18 protein-coding genes are annotated in these 15425 nt (G+C 45.5%); 12 read left to right on the forward strand and 6 right to left on the reverse strand.

The window, feature by feature from the left end; all coding sequences use genetic code 11:
- Positions 1-40 precede the first annotated feature (40 nt).
- The 3 genes from CH367_RS04395 to CH367_RS04405 form a co-directional block, all read right to left on the reverse strand.
- Positions 41-481, reverse strand: coding sequence for a DUF1761 domain-containing protein (locus tag CH367_RS04395; RefSeq protein WP_100761361.1), 441 nt, complete (start codon positions 479-481; stop codon positions 41-43).
- Between the two features lie 167 nt (positions 482-648).
- Complete coding sequence (locus tag CH367_RS04400; protein WP_100761229.1) at positions 649-1380, reverse strand: FecR family protein; 732 nt, start codon at positions 1378-1380, stop codon at positions 649-651.
- 14 nt (positions 1381-1394) lie between these two features.
- Entirely contained in the window at positions 1395-2870 is a 1476-nt protein-coding gene (locus CH367_RS04405; RefSeq protein WP_100761230.1) for a hypothetical protein, read from the reverse strand.
- Positions 2871-3100: 230 nt separating this feature from the next.
- On the opposite strand from CH367_RS04405, the gene CH367_RS04410 reads away from it, so the two are divergent.
- Together CH367_RS04410 and CH367_RS04415 are read left to right on the forward strand one after the other, a co-directional pair.
- Complete coding sequence (locus CH367_RS04410; RefSeq protein ID WP_100761231.1) at positions 3101-4153, forward strand: sensor histidine kinase; 1053 nt, start codon at positions 3101-3103, stop codon at positions 4151-4153.
- On the forward strand, positions 4150-4884 hold the full coding sequence (locus tag CH367_RS04415) for a LytR/AlgR family response regulator transcription factor (RefSeq protein ID WP_100761232.1): 735 nt from the start codon (positions 4150-4152) through the stop codon (positions 4882-4884). The genes CH367_RS04410 and CH367_RS04415 overlap by 4 nt, the downstream gene beginning before the upstream one ends.
- Positions 4885-4944: 60 nt before the next feature.
- On the opposite strand, the gene corA is transcribed toward CH367_RS04415, so the two are convergent.
- The 3 genes from corA to CH367_RS04430 all read right to left on the reverse strand — a co-directional run bounded on the left by corA (position 4945) and on the right by CH367_RS04430 (position 7616).
- Positions 4945-5964: a magnesium/cobalt transporter CorA gene (gene corA, locus CH367_RS04420; protein WP_100761233.1), complete on the reverse strand. Its 1020-nt coding sequence runs from the start codon at positions 5962-5964 to the stop codon at positions 4945-4947.
- Positions 5965-6258: 294 nt separating this feature from the next.
- A complete protein-coding gene (locus tag CH367_RS04425; RefSeq protein WP_100761234.1) occupies positions 6259-6810 on the reverse strand; it encodes a TetR/AcrR family transcriptional regulator in 552 nt (183 codons plus the stop codon).
- A 2-nt stretch (positions 6811-6812) separates the two neighbouring features.
- Positions 6813-7616, reverse strand: a complete 804-nt coding sequence (locus CH367_RS04430) for an aldolase/citrate lyase family protein (RefSeq protein ID WP_100761235.1) — start codon at positions 7614-7616, stop codon at positions 6813-6815.
- An 86-nt stretch (positions 7617-7702) separates the two neighbouring features.
- Between CH367_RS04430 and lepB the strand changes: the two genes are divergently transcribed.
- The 10 genes from lepB to atpG all read left to right on the forward strand — a co-directional run bounded on the left by lepB (position 7703) and on the right by atpG (position 15425).
- Positions 7703-8704, forward strand: a complete 1002-nt coding sequence (gene lepB, locus CH367_RS04435; protein WP_100761236.1) for a signal peptidase I — start codon at positions 7703-7705, stop codon at positions 8702-8704.
- Between the two features lie 28 nt (positions 8705-8732).
- Positions 8733-9038, forward strand: coding sequence for an AtpZ/AtpI family protein (locus tag CH367_RS04440; protein ID WP_100761237.1), 306 nt, complete (start codon positions 8733-8735; stop codon positions 9036-9038).
- Between the two features lie 162 nt (positions 9039-9200).
- Positions 9201-9935 (forward strand): TPR end-of-group domain-containing protein, encoded by a 735-nt coding sequence (locus CH367_RS04445; protein ID WP_244284466.1) that lies wholly within the window; start codon positions 9201-9203, stop codon positions 9933-9935.
- Between the two features lie 144 nt (positions 9936-10079).
- Positions 10080-10409 carry a hypothetical protein gene (locus tag CH367_RS04450; protein ID WP_100761238.1) on the forward strand — a complete coding sequence of 110 codons (330 nt, stop codon included), beginning with the start codon at positions 10080-10082 and terminating at the stop codon, positions 10407-10409.
- A gap of 96 nt (positions 10410-10505) precedes the next feature.
- Positions 10506-11615, forward strand: coding sequence for a F0F1 ATP synthase subunit A (atpB, locus tag CH367_RS04455; protein ID WP_100761362.1), 1110 nt, complete (start codon positions 10506-10508; stop codon positions 11613-11615).
- 40 nt (positions 11616-11655) lie between these two features.
- A complete protein-coding gene (locus tag CH367_RS04460) occupies positions 11656-11958 on the forward strand; it encodes an ATP synthase F0 subunit C (protein WP_100761239.1) in 303 nt (100 codons plus the stop codon).
- Positions 11959-11962: 4 nt separating this feature from the next.
- Positions 11963-12484 (forward strand): F0F1 ATP synthase subunit B, encoded by a 522-nt coding sequence (locus CH367_RS04465; protein WP_100761240.1) that lies wholly within the window; start codon positions 11963-11965, stop codon positions 12482-12484.
- Between the two features lie 4 nt (positions 12485-12488).
- Positions 12489-13049, forward strand: coding sequence for an ATP synthase F1 subunit delta (gene atpH / locus CH367_RS04470; RefSeq protein WP_100761241.1), 561 nt, complete (start codon positions 12489-12491; stop codon positions 13047-13049).
- Positions 13039-14550, forward strand: a complete 1512-nt coding sequence (gene atpA / locus CH367_RS04475) for a F0F1 ATP synthase subunit alpha (RefSeq protein WP_100761242.1) — start codon at positions 13039-13041, stop codon at positions 14548-14550. The genes atpH and atpA overlap by 11 nt, the downstream gene beginning before the upstream one ends.
- A 14-nt stretch (positions 14551-14564) precedes the next feature.
- Complete coding sequence (atpG, locus tag CH367_RS04480) at positions 14565-15425, forward strand: ATP synthase F1 subunit gamma (protein ID WP_100761243.1); 861 nt, start codon at positions 14565-14567, stop codon at positions 15423-15425.

Consider the following 15425-nt stretch of genomic DNA (forward strand, 5'->3'; position numbering starts at 1 on the left):
GAATTTTAGGACTGAAGAATTTGTCTTTTGTCGATCGAGATCATCTCCAATAGGAAAGAATCATCGCGACCGTCTGTAAGGAAACGAAGGTGTAACCCGCGCTGATTGAGAAAAATTTCCAGGATCTACCTTCAAAGGCCACGCCGTTGATGTGCATCGGAATATAGAATCCGATCCAAGTGTAAAATCCGGAAAAAAATCCGTAAACATACGCGGGACTATCTTCGCCCGCGTGCCAAGAAGAAGCTCTCCAGACGTTCGTGGTATAAAACAAAACGTAAGCGGTTAAGAACGAACCTATGACCATCATTCCCATCGCCTTATACATTTCTTTTTTATCCGGTTGGAAGTCCTCCGGGATTTTCATTTCCTTCATCCAAGGTTTTCCGAAAATCGGTCCGTACCAAAGTGAACCGATGACGAAGTTCGCGACGACGGCCGCAAGGACCGCCAAAAAATTGATGTGAAGTTCCGGGTGCATGATAACTCCTTCTTTCTTTTGAAAGGAGGACGTTATAAGTCCGATCGAGACGAATGTCAAGTGATTCTCAAACGAGTGTCCTTCCGCGAAAGAAGGGCGCTGGATCGACACAAAAAAGCCCGGCATAAACCGGGCTAAGAGAATGTTGGTTTCTGGTTTAGAAGAAACTATTGTTTGCCGTACGTCTCGTCTTTTTGAATGTCTTCGGGCGGGGTCCATCCTTCCGGAGTGTGACAAGAGAGACAGTTTTTCAAAGAGAGGTTCTTTTTCAATCTCGCTTCGAAACCGGGAAGAGTTTTCATCTTCTTAATGATTCCTTCATATTCAACTTTTTTCATCTCCGGTTGATTCGGAGAAACGAGGGTTCCTTTTCCTTTTTCCTGAACGACTTCCTTGCCGTCGGAATCGGAAACTACAACCTTACCTTCGCAAGTGCAAAAGGAAGAATCCTTCGTTTTCGGATCGTATAAAACGGAGAATGAAGTTCCACGAACTCCCGCCGTGGATGTCGCGGTGGAAACGTCGAATTTTTTTCCCTTCAGTCCGACGATCTTAAACCACGCGAATCCGGAGTTGACTTCGACTTTTCCGTCCTTGTTTTCTCCGTAGAGGCTCGTGAGTTTCACCTTACTGTTCTGTTGGATCTTAAATTCGGAACCCTTATAAAGAACGGTGACTCTGGAGCCGTTGCCCGTGGAAATCAAATCGCCTTCGTCCACGAAGTCGTTTGATTTAAGAGGTTCCCAGGTGGTTTTTCCCATTTTTTGAACATTCGCTTTTCCTAATAAAAAGCCGACCTTTGCGTCTCCGGTTTTCGATTCCTGGCTGAGGAGGACGATCGAACTTCCCGTCATCGTTAGGGAAATAAGGATCGAAGCGATCTTAACCTTGTGATTCATAACAATCTCCTAATTTAAAACTCAATCGTGGTTCTTAAGATAATCTGTTTATCCAGGGAGGAATAGGAAAGAATTCCGGATCCGCCGGTTCCGTTAAACTGGTTTAGATAATCCTTTTCCGTTTTTTCTACGCCGTTCTGATCGATGTAGACGTTCTGCGCGATTCCGTTCGAACTGTAATTCTTATTCTCAACATAACCGAGCGCCATCCTAAACTGAGGAATTACGATCCATTCCAGAAAAAGACTGACTCTTCGAAAGGAACTCTTGCTCGAATAACCGTTGTTAGACGTTTCGGGAACCGCTCCTGAAATCGCGCTCGGCAGAGCCTGTGTGGAAACCGGAACTCCCGTTCCGGGAATCCATTCCCTTTGTTGTGTTTCGGTCGTACCTACGATTCCGTTGGTTCCGGTTCCGCGCTCGAATCTTCCCAAAAGGCTGAAGTTTCCGATTCCCACCGAAAGCCAAGCGTAGCCGCCTTTACCGAAACGATCCTTACCGTAAACCAGAGGAGCTGAGAACGGTTGGAATCGATCGCGGATCTCGCTTCCATATTGTCTTTTTGCGAAGGCTCCGATTCCGAAATTCCATTTTACGCTTCCGTTCCAGATCAGATCGAATTCGGAACCTACGGTGTCGGATTGAAGAGTGCGATTTCCTCTAAAGAGGCTCGTGTTGGGATTGAGGTCGTTCGGAAGACAATTCGTTCTTCCTTCGTAACACTCGTTTTTGCGGGCGCCGAATGCGTTTTCCTTTCTGAAAAAAAGATGAAACCCCGCCTTTCCCTTTTCACCTAACTCGGGTTCAACGGAAACTCGGGAAGATACGTCCATTCCCGCCGAATTGGTGTTTTGCGATTCTTTATAACCCTCTCCGTTACTCACCATGATCTGAGAACTTACGATGGACCATTTACCGGTCGCGCTCAGTCCGATATCGGCGGGTTGGGGGGAGAAACCCAGGGATTCAAGAGGACCTCGGTCGATGTATCTCCATCTCCAGAAGTTGCTCCACTGTGTATACGTATGAGGAAGTTCCTGCATTCCGAAATTGAGAGTGTATTCTCCGGCGGAAGTCTCCCAGGTTTTTTTAACGCTCGCTCTGCGGATGCTCAGAACATAAGGATTTTGTTTTGTTCCGCCGTCGATTCGTGTATCCGACGTTAGTTGAACGTTGCGGATCAATTCTCCCCAAAGTTCGGTTTGAATTCCGGTATCCTCGAACTTTTTGGAAATCATCAAAAGAGTCCATGGAGTGGAAAAACCCACGCGGTCGTTCGGATTCAGATACGGATTGGCTCCGTTGTTTACGGTTCCGCTCGAGTCGTTGTTCAACTTCGCGCCGTAGGAAGGAGAAATAACTCCCCTTATGTCCAAACCGTAGTAGGCGTCCGGTTCGTCTTTTTTAGCGGTGACAACTTGTTCAGCGTACATATTCCGAGCCAAAAATAAGGACAAAAACAGAATTACGCATATTTGATATGATTTCATGATTCCTCTGATCAGTTATTACCAGGGGAAAAGTTATTTCCGTCAATTGATTCTGCGAATTTTTCATCCTACTTCTTTCTTCTTATTAAAACAAACACTGGCAATTCTTTTACCGAAAGGTTATCCTTGGAGGAAATGAACGTCCGATTTAGGGGAATTAAAGGATGAAATCCGGAATGACGGGAAATAAATTGTGCGCTCAAATGCTCATCAAAGCAGGTAAATGAAAAATGAACTCCGGTAAGCGTATTCGTTGGTTTAAACTATTCTTTTGGTTCTCCATCAACACCGTAATCGGAACCATGAACGCCCTACTAATCGCCCACAACTCCGACTCTCCGTTTTGGAAAGTTTTCTTCGCGACGCAGATTACAACACATTCCGTGTGTGGAATCGTGGAGATGACCGTGGAATCTTTGAATTCCTCGAGACAAAAACACGGATTTATAAAATCGGGTGTCATTTTAATTTTAGCATCCTGTTTCGCCGCGATCGTAGGCGTGGCCGCGGGAGGAATTCTTCACGCGATCGCGCTTACGGACGAATCTCCGGGCAGACATCACAGCGGTTCTTACAATATTCTCTTGAGTTCGCTGATCCTTGCGTTATTCATTTCCGTTTTGGAAAAATCGATGCAGATCCTGATCGAAAAGAAGAAGGAATCCGAAAGCGCTCTCAAGGAACTTCACTACGCCGCTCTTCAATCGAGAATGGATCCTCATTATCTATTCAATACTTTGAATACGATTCACGCGTTACTCGAAATCGATCCCGCACGCGCGGACCGCGCGATTCTTCTTTTGTCGGATTCGTATCGATTTTTGACGGAAAGACATTCCGAACGTCTCGTTTCGTTTAAGGAAGAATGGGAGTTCACGAAGAATTATCTGGAGCTTCAGAAAATCCGCTTCGCCGATTTTATGGAATTGAGAATGGAGAGCAGGGGGGATTTTTCCGGGATTTCGATTCCGCCTCTTTCGATTCAACCCTTGGTTGAGAACAGTTTTAAACATTCGATCAATTCCGAAAACGTTCAAAGAAGAATCTACGTAAGCGCGGAGATAAAGAACGGAAAAATCCGAATTTCCATAGAGGATAACGGAACGATTTCCACGTCTAGAAGACAATACGCGGGACCCGGAGGAGGGTTCGGGATGCAAGCGATCCGAAGTACGCTCAGAAATATTCAGGCGAGACTCGATTATAATTTTCGAGACGCCATTTTAAAATTGGAGGAAAGGGAGTCCGGCGGGACCATGGTTCTACTGGAATATTCTATATGAAGGATTTATTGTATACCGTTTTGATTGTGGAGGACGAGGCTCCGGCCCGGGAACTCCTACGTAAGTATTTGGAAGAATGGCCCTCTTTTAAGATAGAATCGGTCGCCGGAAACGGACGTCAGGCTCTGGAAATTCTGGATAAAAAAGTCTTTGATCTCGTTTTTTTGGACGTAAATCTTCCCGAAAAATCCGGGATTCAAGTATTGGAAGAAAAGGGAAAACCCGCTCCCGCTCTCGTGTTTACGACGGCGTATCGGGACCACGCGTTACGCGCCTTTGAGGCCGGAGCCTTGGATTATCTTTTGAAGCCGTATTCCAGGGAAAGATTTCGGGAAACGATGTCGAGAGTGGAAGAATTCTTATCCGTTCGTAAAAAAGGAAACAAGGCGGAGTCCTTTTTGTTTTTCCGCGAATCGGGAATCTTACACCGAATGAGCCTTTCCAAACTTCTTTATCTGACCGCAAACGGTAAAAAATGCGTTTTGCACAGCGTGGAAAAGGATCATGAAACTCCCAAATTATTGGGCGACTTGGAGGACGAACTCCCGAACGATCGTTTTGTGAGAATCCACAAAAAGTATATTCTCAATTTGGAATATATTTCGGGGATGAAGTCGAACGCCGGCGGCGGCTACGAAGTTTTTTTAAACGACGAGGACGAAACCGTTCTTCCGGTGGGAAGGGAATACGTTTCGAATCTAAAGGAAAGGTTTCGAGACAACGCTTCCTAAAGGCGATCGTTTGTTTTTGCCGGGGTAAAACGAAATATTAGAAAACGATAAAGTTCGATTCTAACCTTTGAACCAATGTTTTTTACGGAACCAGTAGATCATTCCGGGAGGAATGAGGGACGCGAGTCCGAGTGTAAGAAATAAAAACGGCTGGCTGTCGTACGGGATCGCGGTGAAGTTCATTCCGAAAAAACCGGTCAGAAAGGTAAGGGGCATAAAGATCAAGCTGATCAAGGTAAGTCGCTTAACAATATCGTTCGTTCTTTGGGAGATCACCGAAAAATACGCGTCCATCGTGTTCCCTAAAAGATCCCGATCCATATCGATCGTTTCATACAATCGACTCAAGTGATCGTAGACGTCCCGAAAATAAATCTGAATCTTCGGACTTAAAAAGTTATTATCGCGGCGGATCAGGCTGTTTACTATTTCTCTTTGAGGAGAAAGAACTCTGCGAATCCGAGTCAGGTTTCGTTTTAAGAAAAGAATTCCCGCGATCGTTTGTTGGCTGTCTTGGTTGACCAGAATCTGGGCCTCGATCCGAACGATCTCCTCGCTCATCTTATCCAAGATCGGAAAATTGGAATCCACCGTCTGATCAAAAAGCATGTAAAGGATCTGATCGGTTCCCCGAGAAAGAGGATTCCCATGTGTCATACAACGTGCCCTGAGTTGTTCGATCAGAGGTTCTTCCCTTTGATGAACCGTTACCACGAATTTCTCGTTGTAAAAGATATGAATCTCGTTGCTCCTTAGGACTTTTTTATCGGCGTCGTATTGAAAACGATGTAGAACGATGAATATGTAAGAGCCGTATTCTTCCAGCTTCGGTCTTTGATTTTTATTGATACAGTCTTCGATTGCAAGCGGGTGAAAGTTGCATTCCCTTGCGAGAAAATCCAAGTCTTCGCCTTCGGTGGAATCGAGATCGATCCAAACAAGTCCTTTCGAACAAAGCCAATCCAATTCCGGAAGACCGACCGGTTTCTCGCCCGCTTCGAGAAGGGCTTCGCAGGGGCCTGCCACCGATTTTTCCTGGCTTCCTTCGGGAAAGAATTCCGTAAATAAGATCCGCTTCAAAGGGAATGTCTCCGACGGTTGAGGGTATTCGTCTCGGCGAGGCTGGCAAGGAAATAAATTTGGGGAGAATCTTGTCGGAGGTACGACAACTCAAGAAACGAATTGAACTTGCAAAAAGAACGTTTTTCTGATACGGAAAGTTTGCCGGAATGTTTCCCACCGCCTCACCCTAACCGAGTGACAATAGAAACGAGGTTTGAGTTTGTTCAACTCAGCGGTCGCTCCCTATGGGTCGCGTCACAGGGCTCAGCTTTTTACTACAAAATCGTCGGAACTACGACAAATTCCCGATCTCTAGGTATTCCTCAGAGTATGAACGAGAAAGTTTCGAAAATCGTCGAGGGAGAATTCTTTCTTATTCGTAAGATAATTGATCATATAACCGATCGTAGTCGACGCGAGATTTTTGATCTCGAACTCGGTGTAGTTCGGTTTGATGGAACGGATCGTTTTTTTGGAAGTTTCAAAAAAGATCATATTCACAAGATGAATGTTTCTTCTTTTCAAACGGTGAATCTTCGGTTGAAGCATCAGGTTCCAATAGAGACGGAGATAGTCCTCGTTTTCCTTAACGAGAGTGATGATACTTTCGGAAACGTTGACGATCAGATCTTCTCGGCTCGGATTGGCCACAACCTCGTCGGTCACATAACGTTTTAGAATTTTATCATGTGATTCGATGATTCCTTCCAAGATCGCTTCCTTGGAATCGAAATAACGATACGCGAGCCCGAGAGACATGCCCGTCTTGGACGCGACCTGTCTCATCGTGGTTCCGTGATAACCCTGCTCGGAAAAAAGTTTAAGAGAAGTTTTGAGAATGAGATCCCGGGTGTCTTTCGCCATTCTTATCGGATCGAGTAAAGAACCTTTCTCGCTCCGATTCTTTCCCGATTGGTTTCCATTCTGTTTTTATAAGAGAAAGCCTTTTCGGGTTTTAAAACGGAGAATAGATCGTAGAGTTCAATCTCGAAAAACAACATCGCTTCGGCAACTTCTTCCGCGCTCTTTTTCAAAGAGTCTTGGACGTTTACGACGACGTGTCTCGAGTTGATGAGATCGGGACCGATCGCTTCCGCGATTTTTCTAAAATTCGATTTTGTAATCGTTCCGCCGACGGAGGTTCTTTTCCCTCTTTCTCTCGAGAGATAAACGATATTCTTCGTAACTCTCATCACTTCTTCGTCGTCCGGAATCAAACCCATAGAAGCCGAAAGATCGGAACGAGCCGCGGTGACCTGATCCAAATCCTCGAAGGGACGGGAGTCCGCGATTTCCATAAGATTCTTATAACCCGTGATCGTTTCCAGGTTGATCGACTTGGAAACCTTGCCGTAGTTCACGGGAGTGAGCATACTTTTTAATGTCTGAATAAAATTCTTAAGAGCGTACGAGGATTCGATCATAGGAGCGCAGATTCCTTCGATCTCCTCTTTGGCGAGCATACGGATATCCGTCCTCGCCTCCGGTCCTCCGATTTTAACGGTGACCGGGATCAGATCCTTAGCCACCAAATGGAGAATTCGGATTTCATCCGCGTCCATATCCTCAGTTTCGGTTCCACCTTTCAGTCCGCAGATCGGATACTGATCGGTAAGAGAAACGAGGGTCCTTCTGAGTTCGATGAGTTTGCGGTCTATCTGCTCTTTCACATAAGAAGTATCGACGGATTTTGAAAAACCGATAGAATTTTTAACGCAGGATTGACAACTGAAGTGAGATTCTTTTTGCTTTCCCTATGAACCTGGAACCCGAGGTAAAAACAAAAGATTCGTCCAATGGGGAAGAATCTCCTCTTAGCTCTACTTTTTCCTTTATTCTCATCGTGATCCTGGTATTTGCCTTCAAATCCTCGGTTTTAGACGCGAATAATATCCCCTCGGGATCGATGATTCCCACCTTAAAAATCGGGGATTTTCTATTCGTAAACAAGATGAGATACTCGGTTCGAATGCCCTTTACCGAGTCCGAACTTTTCCGAATCGACGATCCAAAACGGGGGGATATCGTAACGTTCGCACCCCCGCTCCGGGCTCTGAGCCTCGGGGATAGCCGGGAAGGATTCTTTGCAAAACGTTATGTCAAACGAGTCATCGGTCTTCCGGGTGATACGATCCGAATCTCTTCGAAATTTCTTTCCACGAAAAAAGGAAACGTAAACTATTCCGTCATCGAATACAAGGAAAAGGGTTCCGATACGTTCCAAGGATACGATCCCGTGGAAGTGGAAGAAGGGGATGTGCTCGGAGATTTGGACAATCTGTACGCTCCGACAAGATCCTTGTTTTTGGAAAAGAAACCCGGATTCGAACATTACGTTCTCGAAGGTTACGAAGAGGATCGCAAACGCCTCGACGGTTACGAATGCAATTTTTCAATCGGGTGTGAAATTCCCGAAAATCAATACATGGTTGTCGGAGACAACCGAGACGATTCTCACGATTCCCGCGCATGGGGATTCGTAAAACGCGAAGACATTCTCGGGAAGGCCCTCGTGATTTATTTTTCGATCAACTGGAAGGACAACGTCTGCGAATACAAAAACGGTAAGGAACTTTCCGAAAAAGGTCCCGAGTTCGCAGAACGATACCAAGGTGAAGACCTTGTAAAAAATTGTCATCCTTCCGAGATCGGTTTAGTGCGAGAAGAGAGCAGGGCGGGCTGGATCGAGCGCACTCTTCGTTATAGAATCTGGAGAATGGAAGTGCGTTGGAATCGAATCGGTTCGATTCTCCGCTAAACGTCTTCAAACGAAACGGTTCACGTATATGTCCGAAAAGAATTTAGAATCTTCCGATCCAGATAAAGATAAGAACAAGAATCAAGAAGTTCGGAATGTTCCGGACGCATCTGGGTTTCAAAAAGATTCTAAGCCGAAAGAAAAAGAAGTTTCTCCTTGGGAATTTGCGGGGCTCGGAATGGAGTTTGCGGTCATCGTCGTCGGCTCGGTGTATCTTGGAAATTATATGGATACGAAATTCCATTCTTCCCCGTTCGGATTGTTAGGCGCTTGTCTTCTCGGGTTTTCCTACGGAATCTATTACATCATCTACAGAACCACTTTAAAAAAGTAAGAATCGAATTACGCTCCGAGTCATTCTTTGTAAGTTCCGATTTTCTCTAATTCCCGTCGATCTGAACGACAGTTCAGAGATCTCAAAAAAAATCCTCACAAACAAAAAACGGGAAAACTTTTCTCGGTCCTCTGGTTACTCTTTCACAATCGATTGGCGTCCATGAACTTGAATCTTATCTATCGTTTATTCCTCGTTTGTTCAACCGGGTATCTCCTGAGTTGTGCCGCTTTGTTTCCTCTAAAACCGTCGGAACGTTGGACGAAATCGGTTCAAACCATAGAACAAAACGAAGGGCAGGAACGAAGAATAGCGGAAAGAGAATTTATCGAAAACTTGCAAACGGTAGGGAACGAAGATTCTCCCGAACTCAAGGAATCTCTTAGAAATTATATTCTCGCCGAATCGGCCTCAAAATTTAATTCTTACGTCGTCCAGAAACAATGGGCTTCCGCGGCTCTGATCGCGAAACTTTATTCGGAAACGATTCCGTTTCTTGGAATTGGAGATATCACTCTTCAAGGAACGAAAACCGGAAATCTTTATTCCGCGAGAGAATACTTTACCGCAGATCTGATCGCTTATACGAGTGAGAGTAAGGATTCTCAATTTCTTCCTTTGATCCAAAGAATGATTCCGAATCCGATCGGAGATGCGAGGCTCGCTTTCAATCTCGCCTGTTTGTATGCGCTTCAAGGAAACAAACAAGAGATGCTTCAATATATGAAGATCGCGTTCTTTTTGGGAAAACAAACCGCGGACTTTGAAAAAGACCAAGATTTTAATTCGTTTCGTTCCGATCCGGATTTTATTCGAATGATTTGGGACGGTCCGGCCTTGGATTCGAGTTTGATTCCGCCTTCTTCTAAGTCGCCGGTTTCTCCTCGCCCACGCTAAGGAAGAATGAAGATCCCCCGGACGTTTTCGACAAAACGTGGGAACTCCTTCTGAATTTTAAAGAATTTACCAAATTTGAATATGCTTTCGGCGTGATCCATTCTTCCTGGAACCAGAAACGAAAAGGATACAAAGAAGAATCGCATGAGTTTAAAGAAATATCTCTTAGGTCTTACGATTCAGATTTTGATTCTTACGATCTCTTATGAGCTCTATTATCCGGATCGAAAATTTCTTTCAGGAAGTATTCTCGCGCTGTTCTTGCTCGTTCCGTTTTATCTACTCAAGATACTTGTGATTCTCAAATACCCCGAAAAAGGTGCGGAAATTCAAATGGGCATTATGGCAGTCTCATTCTTTTGCAACGGAATAGGCCTTTGGATCGCAGTTTCACAGAACGATAGTTCTGATCTTATAATTGGTTTTTTTATTGCCCATTTCAGCCACTTTCTAATAGTTGTATTCGCGAGCTGAATTTCCGGAATCGCTCATACATACAAAAAATGCCGGAATATCGCCAATTCTGTGCAAGTGGTTCGTAAATTCGCGTTTCCGCTTTCGACTCGAAAAATGGTTTTAAACAAGACTTCTTTTATGACAAAAAAGTTTATCTTCTTTGCGCTCTTAGTCGTATTACTTCAACTTCCCGTTTTTGCATCCGAGGAATCTTCTCACGAAGCTACCTTTGATCTAAACGAAGTGATCGTTCATCACTTGATGGACAACGCCGAATTTCCGTTGAACTTCGGAGGCGTGCAGGTTTTCGAAGGCGAAAACGGTTTCGATCCTTCCACTTCTTCGATCTTTACCGATCACGAAACCGGAAAACGTTTTCACTTTGTCGGCGGGTTCGACATGCACATCACGAAACGGGTCACTATGATGTGGATCGTTGCGTTTCTACTTTTTATCATCTTCATTCCTGCGGCGAAAATCATCGCAAAGAATCCTCTGAAGGTTCAGTCCCGTTTCGCAAACACCGTGGAAGTTTTCGTAAACTTCTTACGCAAGGACATCGTGGACGAAAGTATGCACGGCCACGGACACGGATACTACCACTACATCTTCACTCTGTTCTTCTTTATTCTTTTTTGTAACCTGATGGGACTGGTTCCTTCCGTGGGAGAATTGCTCGTTGTCGGTAAAGACTTCGGTGTTCTTGCGGGAACCAAACTGGGAATTTTTACACCGGTTCCGGAGACCTTGGTTCATCACGCGGCTCATTCTTCTCACGAAGCTCCGTTTGTCGCAAAAATCTGGAGCGGTATCACCGTAACCGGCGATATTTCCGTTACGATGACTCTCGCGCTTCTTACCATGTTGTTGATTTACTCCGCGGGTTTTATCTACCAAGGACCGAAGTTCATTTGGCATTCCGTTCCAAACGGAGTTCCACTTCCTTTGTATCTGATCATGTGGCCTTTGGAGTTCATCGTTTCTCCGATGGCGAAAACATTCGCACTCACAGTGCGTCTTTTGGCGAACATGACCGCCGGACACGTTATCATTCTCGCTCTGATGGGTTTTATCTTTCAGTTTCAATCTTGGGGAATCGTTCCCGTTTCGGTGATCGGCTCCGGATTGATCTACGTCTTGGAAATCTTCGTGGCTTTCCTTCAGGCGTATATTTTCGTTCTACTCACTTCCCTTTTCGTGGGATTGAGTATGCATAGGCATTGATTGTAGAATATTGCAATAAACACAGGAGGCAATGAGCAATATGGAATTTGGATTAGGATATATTGGTGTAGGAATCGCGGCTGGAGTCGCAATTCTCGGCGCAGCTCTCGGAATCGGAAGAATCGGTGGGTCCGCTACTGAAGGGATTTCAAGACAACCAGAAGCAGGTGGAAAAATTCAAACTGCAATGATTATCGCTGCAGCTCTTATTGAAGGTGCCGCTCTGTTCGCTCTCGTGATCGCTTTCCAAGCGGCGGGAACTCTGAACGAAGGTCTGAAAGCTACTGTTGCTAACCAAACAAAAGCTTCTGCATCTGCAGTAACCGAAGAAAAAGGAAAGTAAAAACTTGGTACTCTTAGCTGCTAAGGGATTAAGCCTCCTAGATGTAAACCCGGGTCTGGTAGTCTGGACTCTGGTTACCTTTCTAGTCGTAGTCTTAGTTCTGAAAAAGTTTGCCTGGGATGTAATTCTGAATGCTCTCGACGAAAGAGCGGAAACCGTTCAGAACGATATCAAAAAGGCCTCAGAACTCCGGTCGGAAGCGGAAGCTCTTCTAAAGGATTACGAAGCTAGGTTGAACTCTGCGAAAGATGAGGCGAACGCGATCGTTGCTGAAGCCAAATCCGATGCTCTGAAACTGAAGAACAAACTCTTGGAAGAAACCAACCAAGAAGTGAAGGCTCAGAAAGATCAGGCAGTGAAAGAGATCGAACTCGCTAAAGGAAAAGCTCTGGAGCAATTGCAGGCTCAGATGGTCGATATGACTATCTCCGTCGCCGGCAAGGTTCTGGAAAAACAACTCAAAAGCGAAGACTATAAAGCTTTCGTTGAAAACGAACTAGAAAAACTCAAAAAACTGAGCGCATAAAATCATGAACGATTCCGGTGTATCGAAAATATACGCGTCCGCACTTTTAGGAGCAACTACTGCTCCGGAAGAAGTGGAACAAGAACTCGCGGATTTAGTTCAGCTCCTTTTTCAAGAGGAGAAAATCAGGAATTTCTTTCTTTCTCCCACGGTAAGCGTGGAAGAGAAAGAAGCTATTCTTGTGAAAAATCTCCGGGGGAAGATTTCAGAGATTACTTTGAATTTTCTCGGAGTGCTTTTAAACAAAGGAAGATTCATCAGTTTTCCCGGAATTCAAAAGCAATTTACGGAAGAGCTGGATAAGAAGAAAGGAAGAGTTCGCGCGCAAGTAAGAAGTTATCCTTCTTTAGAACCTTCTCAAATCACCAAACTCGGATCCATACTTTCGGAAAAATTCAAATCTGAATTCATCCTGGAAGTCTCGGAAGATAAGTCTCTTCTGGGCGGATTTGTCGTACAATTCAATGACTTAAAAATCGAAAAGTCAATCGCTTCCCAGCTCAAGGAAATCAAGAAAGCCATGCTGGAAAAGAAATTACCGGTTGGAGCCATCTATGAAAATTAAAACAGACGAGATTACGTCCGTTCTCAAACAGGAAATTTTAAATTATAAGAAAGACCTCAGCGTAGAAGAAGTCGGAACGGTCCTCGAGATCGGTGACGGTATCGCTCGGGTTTACGGACTCAAAAACGTGATGTCCGGTGAGATGGTCGAGTTCCAAAACGGAATCTTCGGTCAGGCGTTCAACCTCGAAGACAACTCCGTGGGTGTGGTCGTTTACGGAGATTATCTCGCAATCCAAGAAGGATTCACCGTAAAAAGAACAAAACGGATTCTCGAAGTTCCGGTTGGTCCGGAACTTCTCGGTCGCGTAGTAAACCCGTTAGGTGAGCCACTCGACGGAAAAGGTCCGATCAACGCAAAACTTACAAGACCCGTTGAATCTCCCGCTCCGGGAATCGCGATGAGACAACCAGTCGGCGAACCGATGCAAACCGGAATCAAAGCGATCGACGCGATGATCCCAGTCGGACGCGGGCAAAGAGAGTTGATCATCGGCGACCGTGGAACCGGAAAAACTTCCATCGCACTCGATACGATCATCAACCAAAAAGGAACCGGAGTAATCTGCGTTTACGTTGCGATCGGTCAAAAGGCGTCCACCGTAGCTTCTACGGTTGAGATGCTTAGAAACAAAGGCGCACTCGAATATACGATCGTGGTTTCCGCAACTGCGGCTGAACCCGCTCCGCTCCAATACATCGCTCCGTATTCGGGATGTAGTATGGCGGAATACTTTATGTATAACGAAAAGAAAGCGACTCTCGTAGTTTACGATGACCTTTCTAAACAAGCCGTTGCATATCGTCAGATGTCCCTTCTGCTTCGTCGTCCTCCGGGTCGTGAAGCGTATCCAGGTGACGTATTCTATCTTCACTCCAGACTTCTCGAAAGAGCGGCGAAACTCGACGACAAATACGGTGCAGGTTCTTTGACCGCGCTTCCGATCATCGAGACTCAAGAAGGTGAGGTTTCCGCATACATTCCTACGAACGTGATTTCGATCACCGACGGACAGATTTACCTCCAGTCCAACTTGTTCGCATCCGGTAACCGTCCTGCGGTAGACGTGGGGATTTCGGTTTCCCGCGTTGGTTCTGCGGCGCAGATCAAAGCGATGAAACAAGTTGCGGGTAAGATGAAACTCGAACTCGCACAGTTCCGCGACTTGGAAGCGTTCGCTCAGCTCGGAACCGAACTTGATCCTGCTACCCAAGCACAGCTGGATCGCGGAAATAGAATCGTTCAAATGTTAAAACAACCCGTATCTTCTCCTTTCCCGGTAGAAGAACAAGTTGTGGAAATCTTCGCGGTAACCCGCGGTTTTATGGATAAGATTCCGGTCGCGAAGGTTCAGGATTACGGAAAACATCTCTTAACGACGATTAAAGAGAAATACTCCGAAGTATTGGATGCAATCCGCAAAGAAAAGAAAATCTCCGATGAAGAAAAACTCGGGGAAGTCTTAAGCGCAATCGCTGAAGAATATTTAAGAAAGCACTGAGATAGAGGTTCACTTTGGCAACTCCAAGGGAAATAAAAAAAAGAATCACCTCGGTCAAGAACACGAGAAAGATTACCCGGACGATGGAAATGGTCTCAACGGCCAAGTCCAAGAAGATCAGCGACCGGGTAAACGCGTCTCATCCTTTTTCGAATAAGATCAAGGAACTCGTGTCCTCTCTTGCGTCTCTTTCGGAAGTGGTGCATAGCCCCTTCCTCAGAAGACCGGACAAGATCAAAACCGTCGCGCTTCTCGTCATCACCGCAAACCGCGGTCTTTGCGGAGGATATAACTCCAACGTAAACCGACTCGCAAAAGCGAAAGTGGCCGAGTTGAAAAAAGAGGGCGTTAACGTTCGTCTTTTTATCGTGGGAAAGAAGGGGATCTCCTTCTTTAAATTCGCCGGTGAAAAGGCGGAAAAAACCTACACACATCTCGACGACAAGTCTGGATACAAAGAAGCCGAAGAATTCGCAAATCTCTTCTTAGAACTTTTCGCTAAGGAAGAAGTGGACGCCGTTGAGATCGTATCGACCGTTTATTATTCTTCCGCGTCTCAAAAGCCGGAAGTGACGAGAGTTCTTCCGTTTGAAGTTGCGAAAGACGGAAACGTAAACGACATGATCGCGTATGAGCCGAGCCCGGAATCCGTGCTTGAGTCTCTGCTTCCTCTTGTCGTAAAGACAGCATTCTTAAAGGCGATCCTCGAAGCGAATTGTTCCGAACAAATCGCAAGAAGAATCGCGATGAAGTCCGCGACGGACGCGGCTTCGGAAATGATCAAACTGCTCACTCGCGGATACAACCGCGTTAGACAGGCAAAAATCACTCAGGAAATTTCCGAGATTGTTGCCGGAGCGGATTCACTGAACTAA

The sequence above is a fragment of the Leptospira barantonii genome, from assembly GCF_002811925.1.
Classification (GTDB): domain Bacteria; phylum Spirochaetota; class Leptospiria; order Leptospirales; family Leptospiraceae; genus Leptospira; species Leptospira barantonii.

What these genes read in the sequence shown, in the direction of transcription:
- CH367_RS04440 (WP_100761237.1), top strand. Translation starts at nt 8,733, where the DNA reads ATGTCCGAAAAGAATTTAGAATCTTCCGATCCAGATAAAGATAAGAAC.
- CH367_RS04415 (WP_100761232.1), top strand. Translation starts at nt 4,150, where the DNA reads ATGAAGGATTTATTGTATACCGTTTTGATTGTGGAGGACGAGGCTCCG.
- CH367_RS04425 (WP_100761234.1), bottom strand. Translation starts at nt 6,810, where the DNA reads ATGGCGAAAGACACCCGGGATCTCATTCTCAAAACTTCTCTTAAACTT.
- CH367_RS04410 (WP_100761231.1), top strand. Translation starts at nt 3,101, where the DNA reads ATGAACTCCGGTAAGCGTATTCGTTGGTTTAAACTATTCTTTTGGTTC.
- CH367_RS04400 (WP_100761229.1), bottom strand. Translation starts at nt 1,380, where the DNA reads ATGAATCACAAGGTTAAGATCGCTTCGATCCTTATTTCCCTAACGATG.
- atpA (WP_100761242.1), top strand. Translation starts at nt 13,039, where the DNA reads ATGAAAATTAAAACAGACGAGATTACGTCCGTTCTCAAACAGGAAATT.
- atpH (WP_100761241.1), top strand. Translation starts at nt 12,489, where the DNA reads ATGAACGATTCCGGTGTATCGAAAATATACGCGTCCGCACTTTTAGGA.
- lepB (WP_100761236.1), top strand. Translation starts at nt 7,703, where the DNA reads ATGAACCTGGAACCCGAGGTAAAAACAAAAGATTCGTCCAATGGGGAA.
- CH367_RS04405 (WP_100761230.1), bottom strand. Translation starts at nt 2,870, where the DNA reads ATGAAATCATATCAAATATGCGTAATTCTGTTTTTGTCCTTATTTTTG.
- CH367_RS04395 (WP_100761361.1), bottom strand. Translation starts at nt 481, where the DNA reads ATGCACCCGGAACTTCACATCAATTTTTTGGCGGTCCTTGCGGCCGTC.
- atpB (WP_100761362.1), top strand. Translation starts at nt 10,506, where the DNA reads ATGGTTTTAAACAAGACTTCTTTTATGACAAAAAAGTTTATCTTCTTT.
- CH367_RS04450 (WP_100761238.1), top strand. Translation starts at nt 10,080, where the DNA reads ATGAGTTTAAAGAAATATCTCTTAGGTCTTACGATTCAGATTTTGATT.
- CH367_RS04460 (WP_100761239.1), top strand. Translation starts at nt 11,656, where the DNA reads ATGGAATTTGGATTAGGATATATTGGTGTAGGAATCGCGGCTGGAGTC.
- CH367_RS04445 (WP_244284466.1), top strand. Translation starts at nt 9,201, where the DNA reads ATGAACTTGAATCTTATCTATCGTTTATTCCTCGTTTGTTCAACCGGG.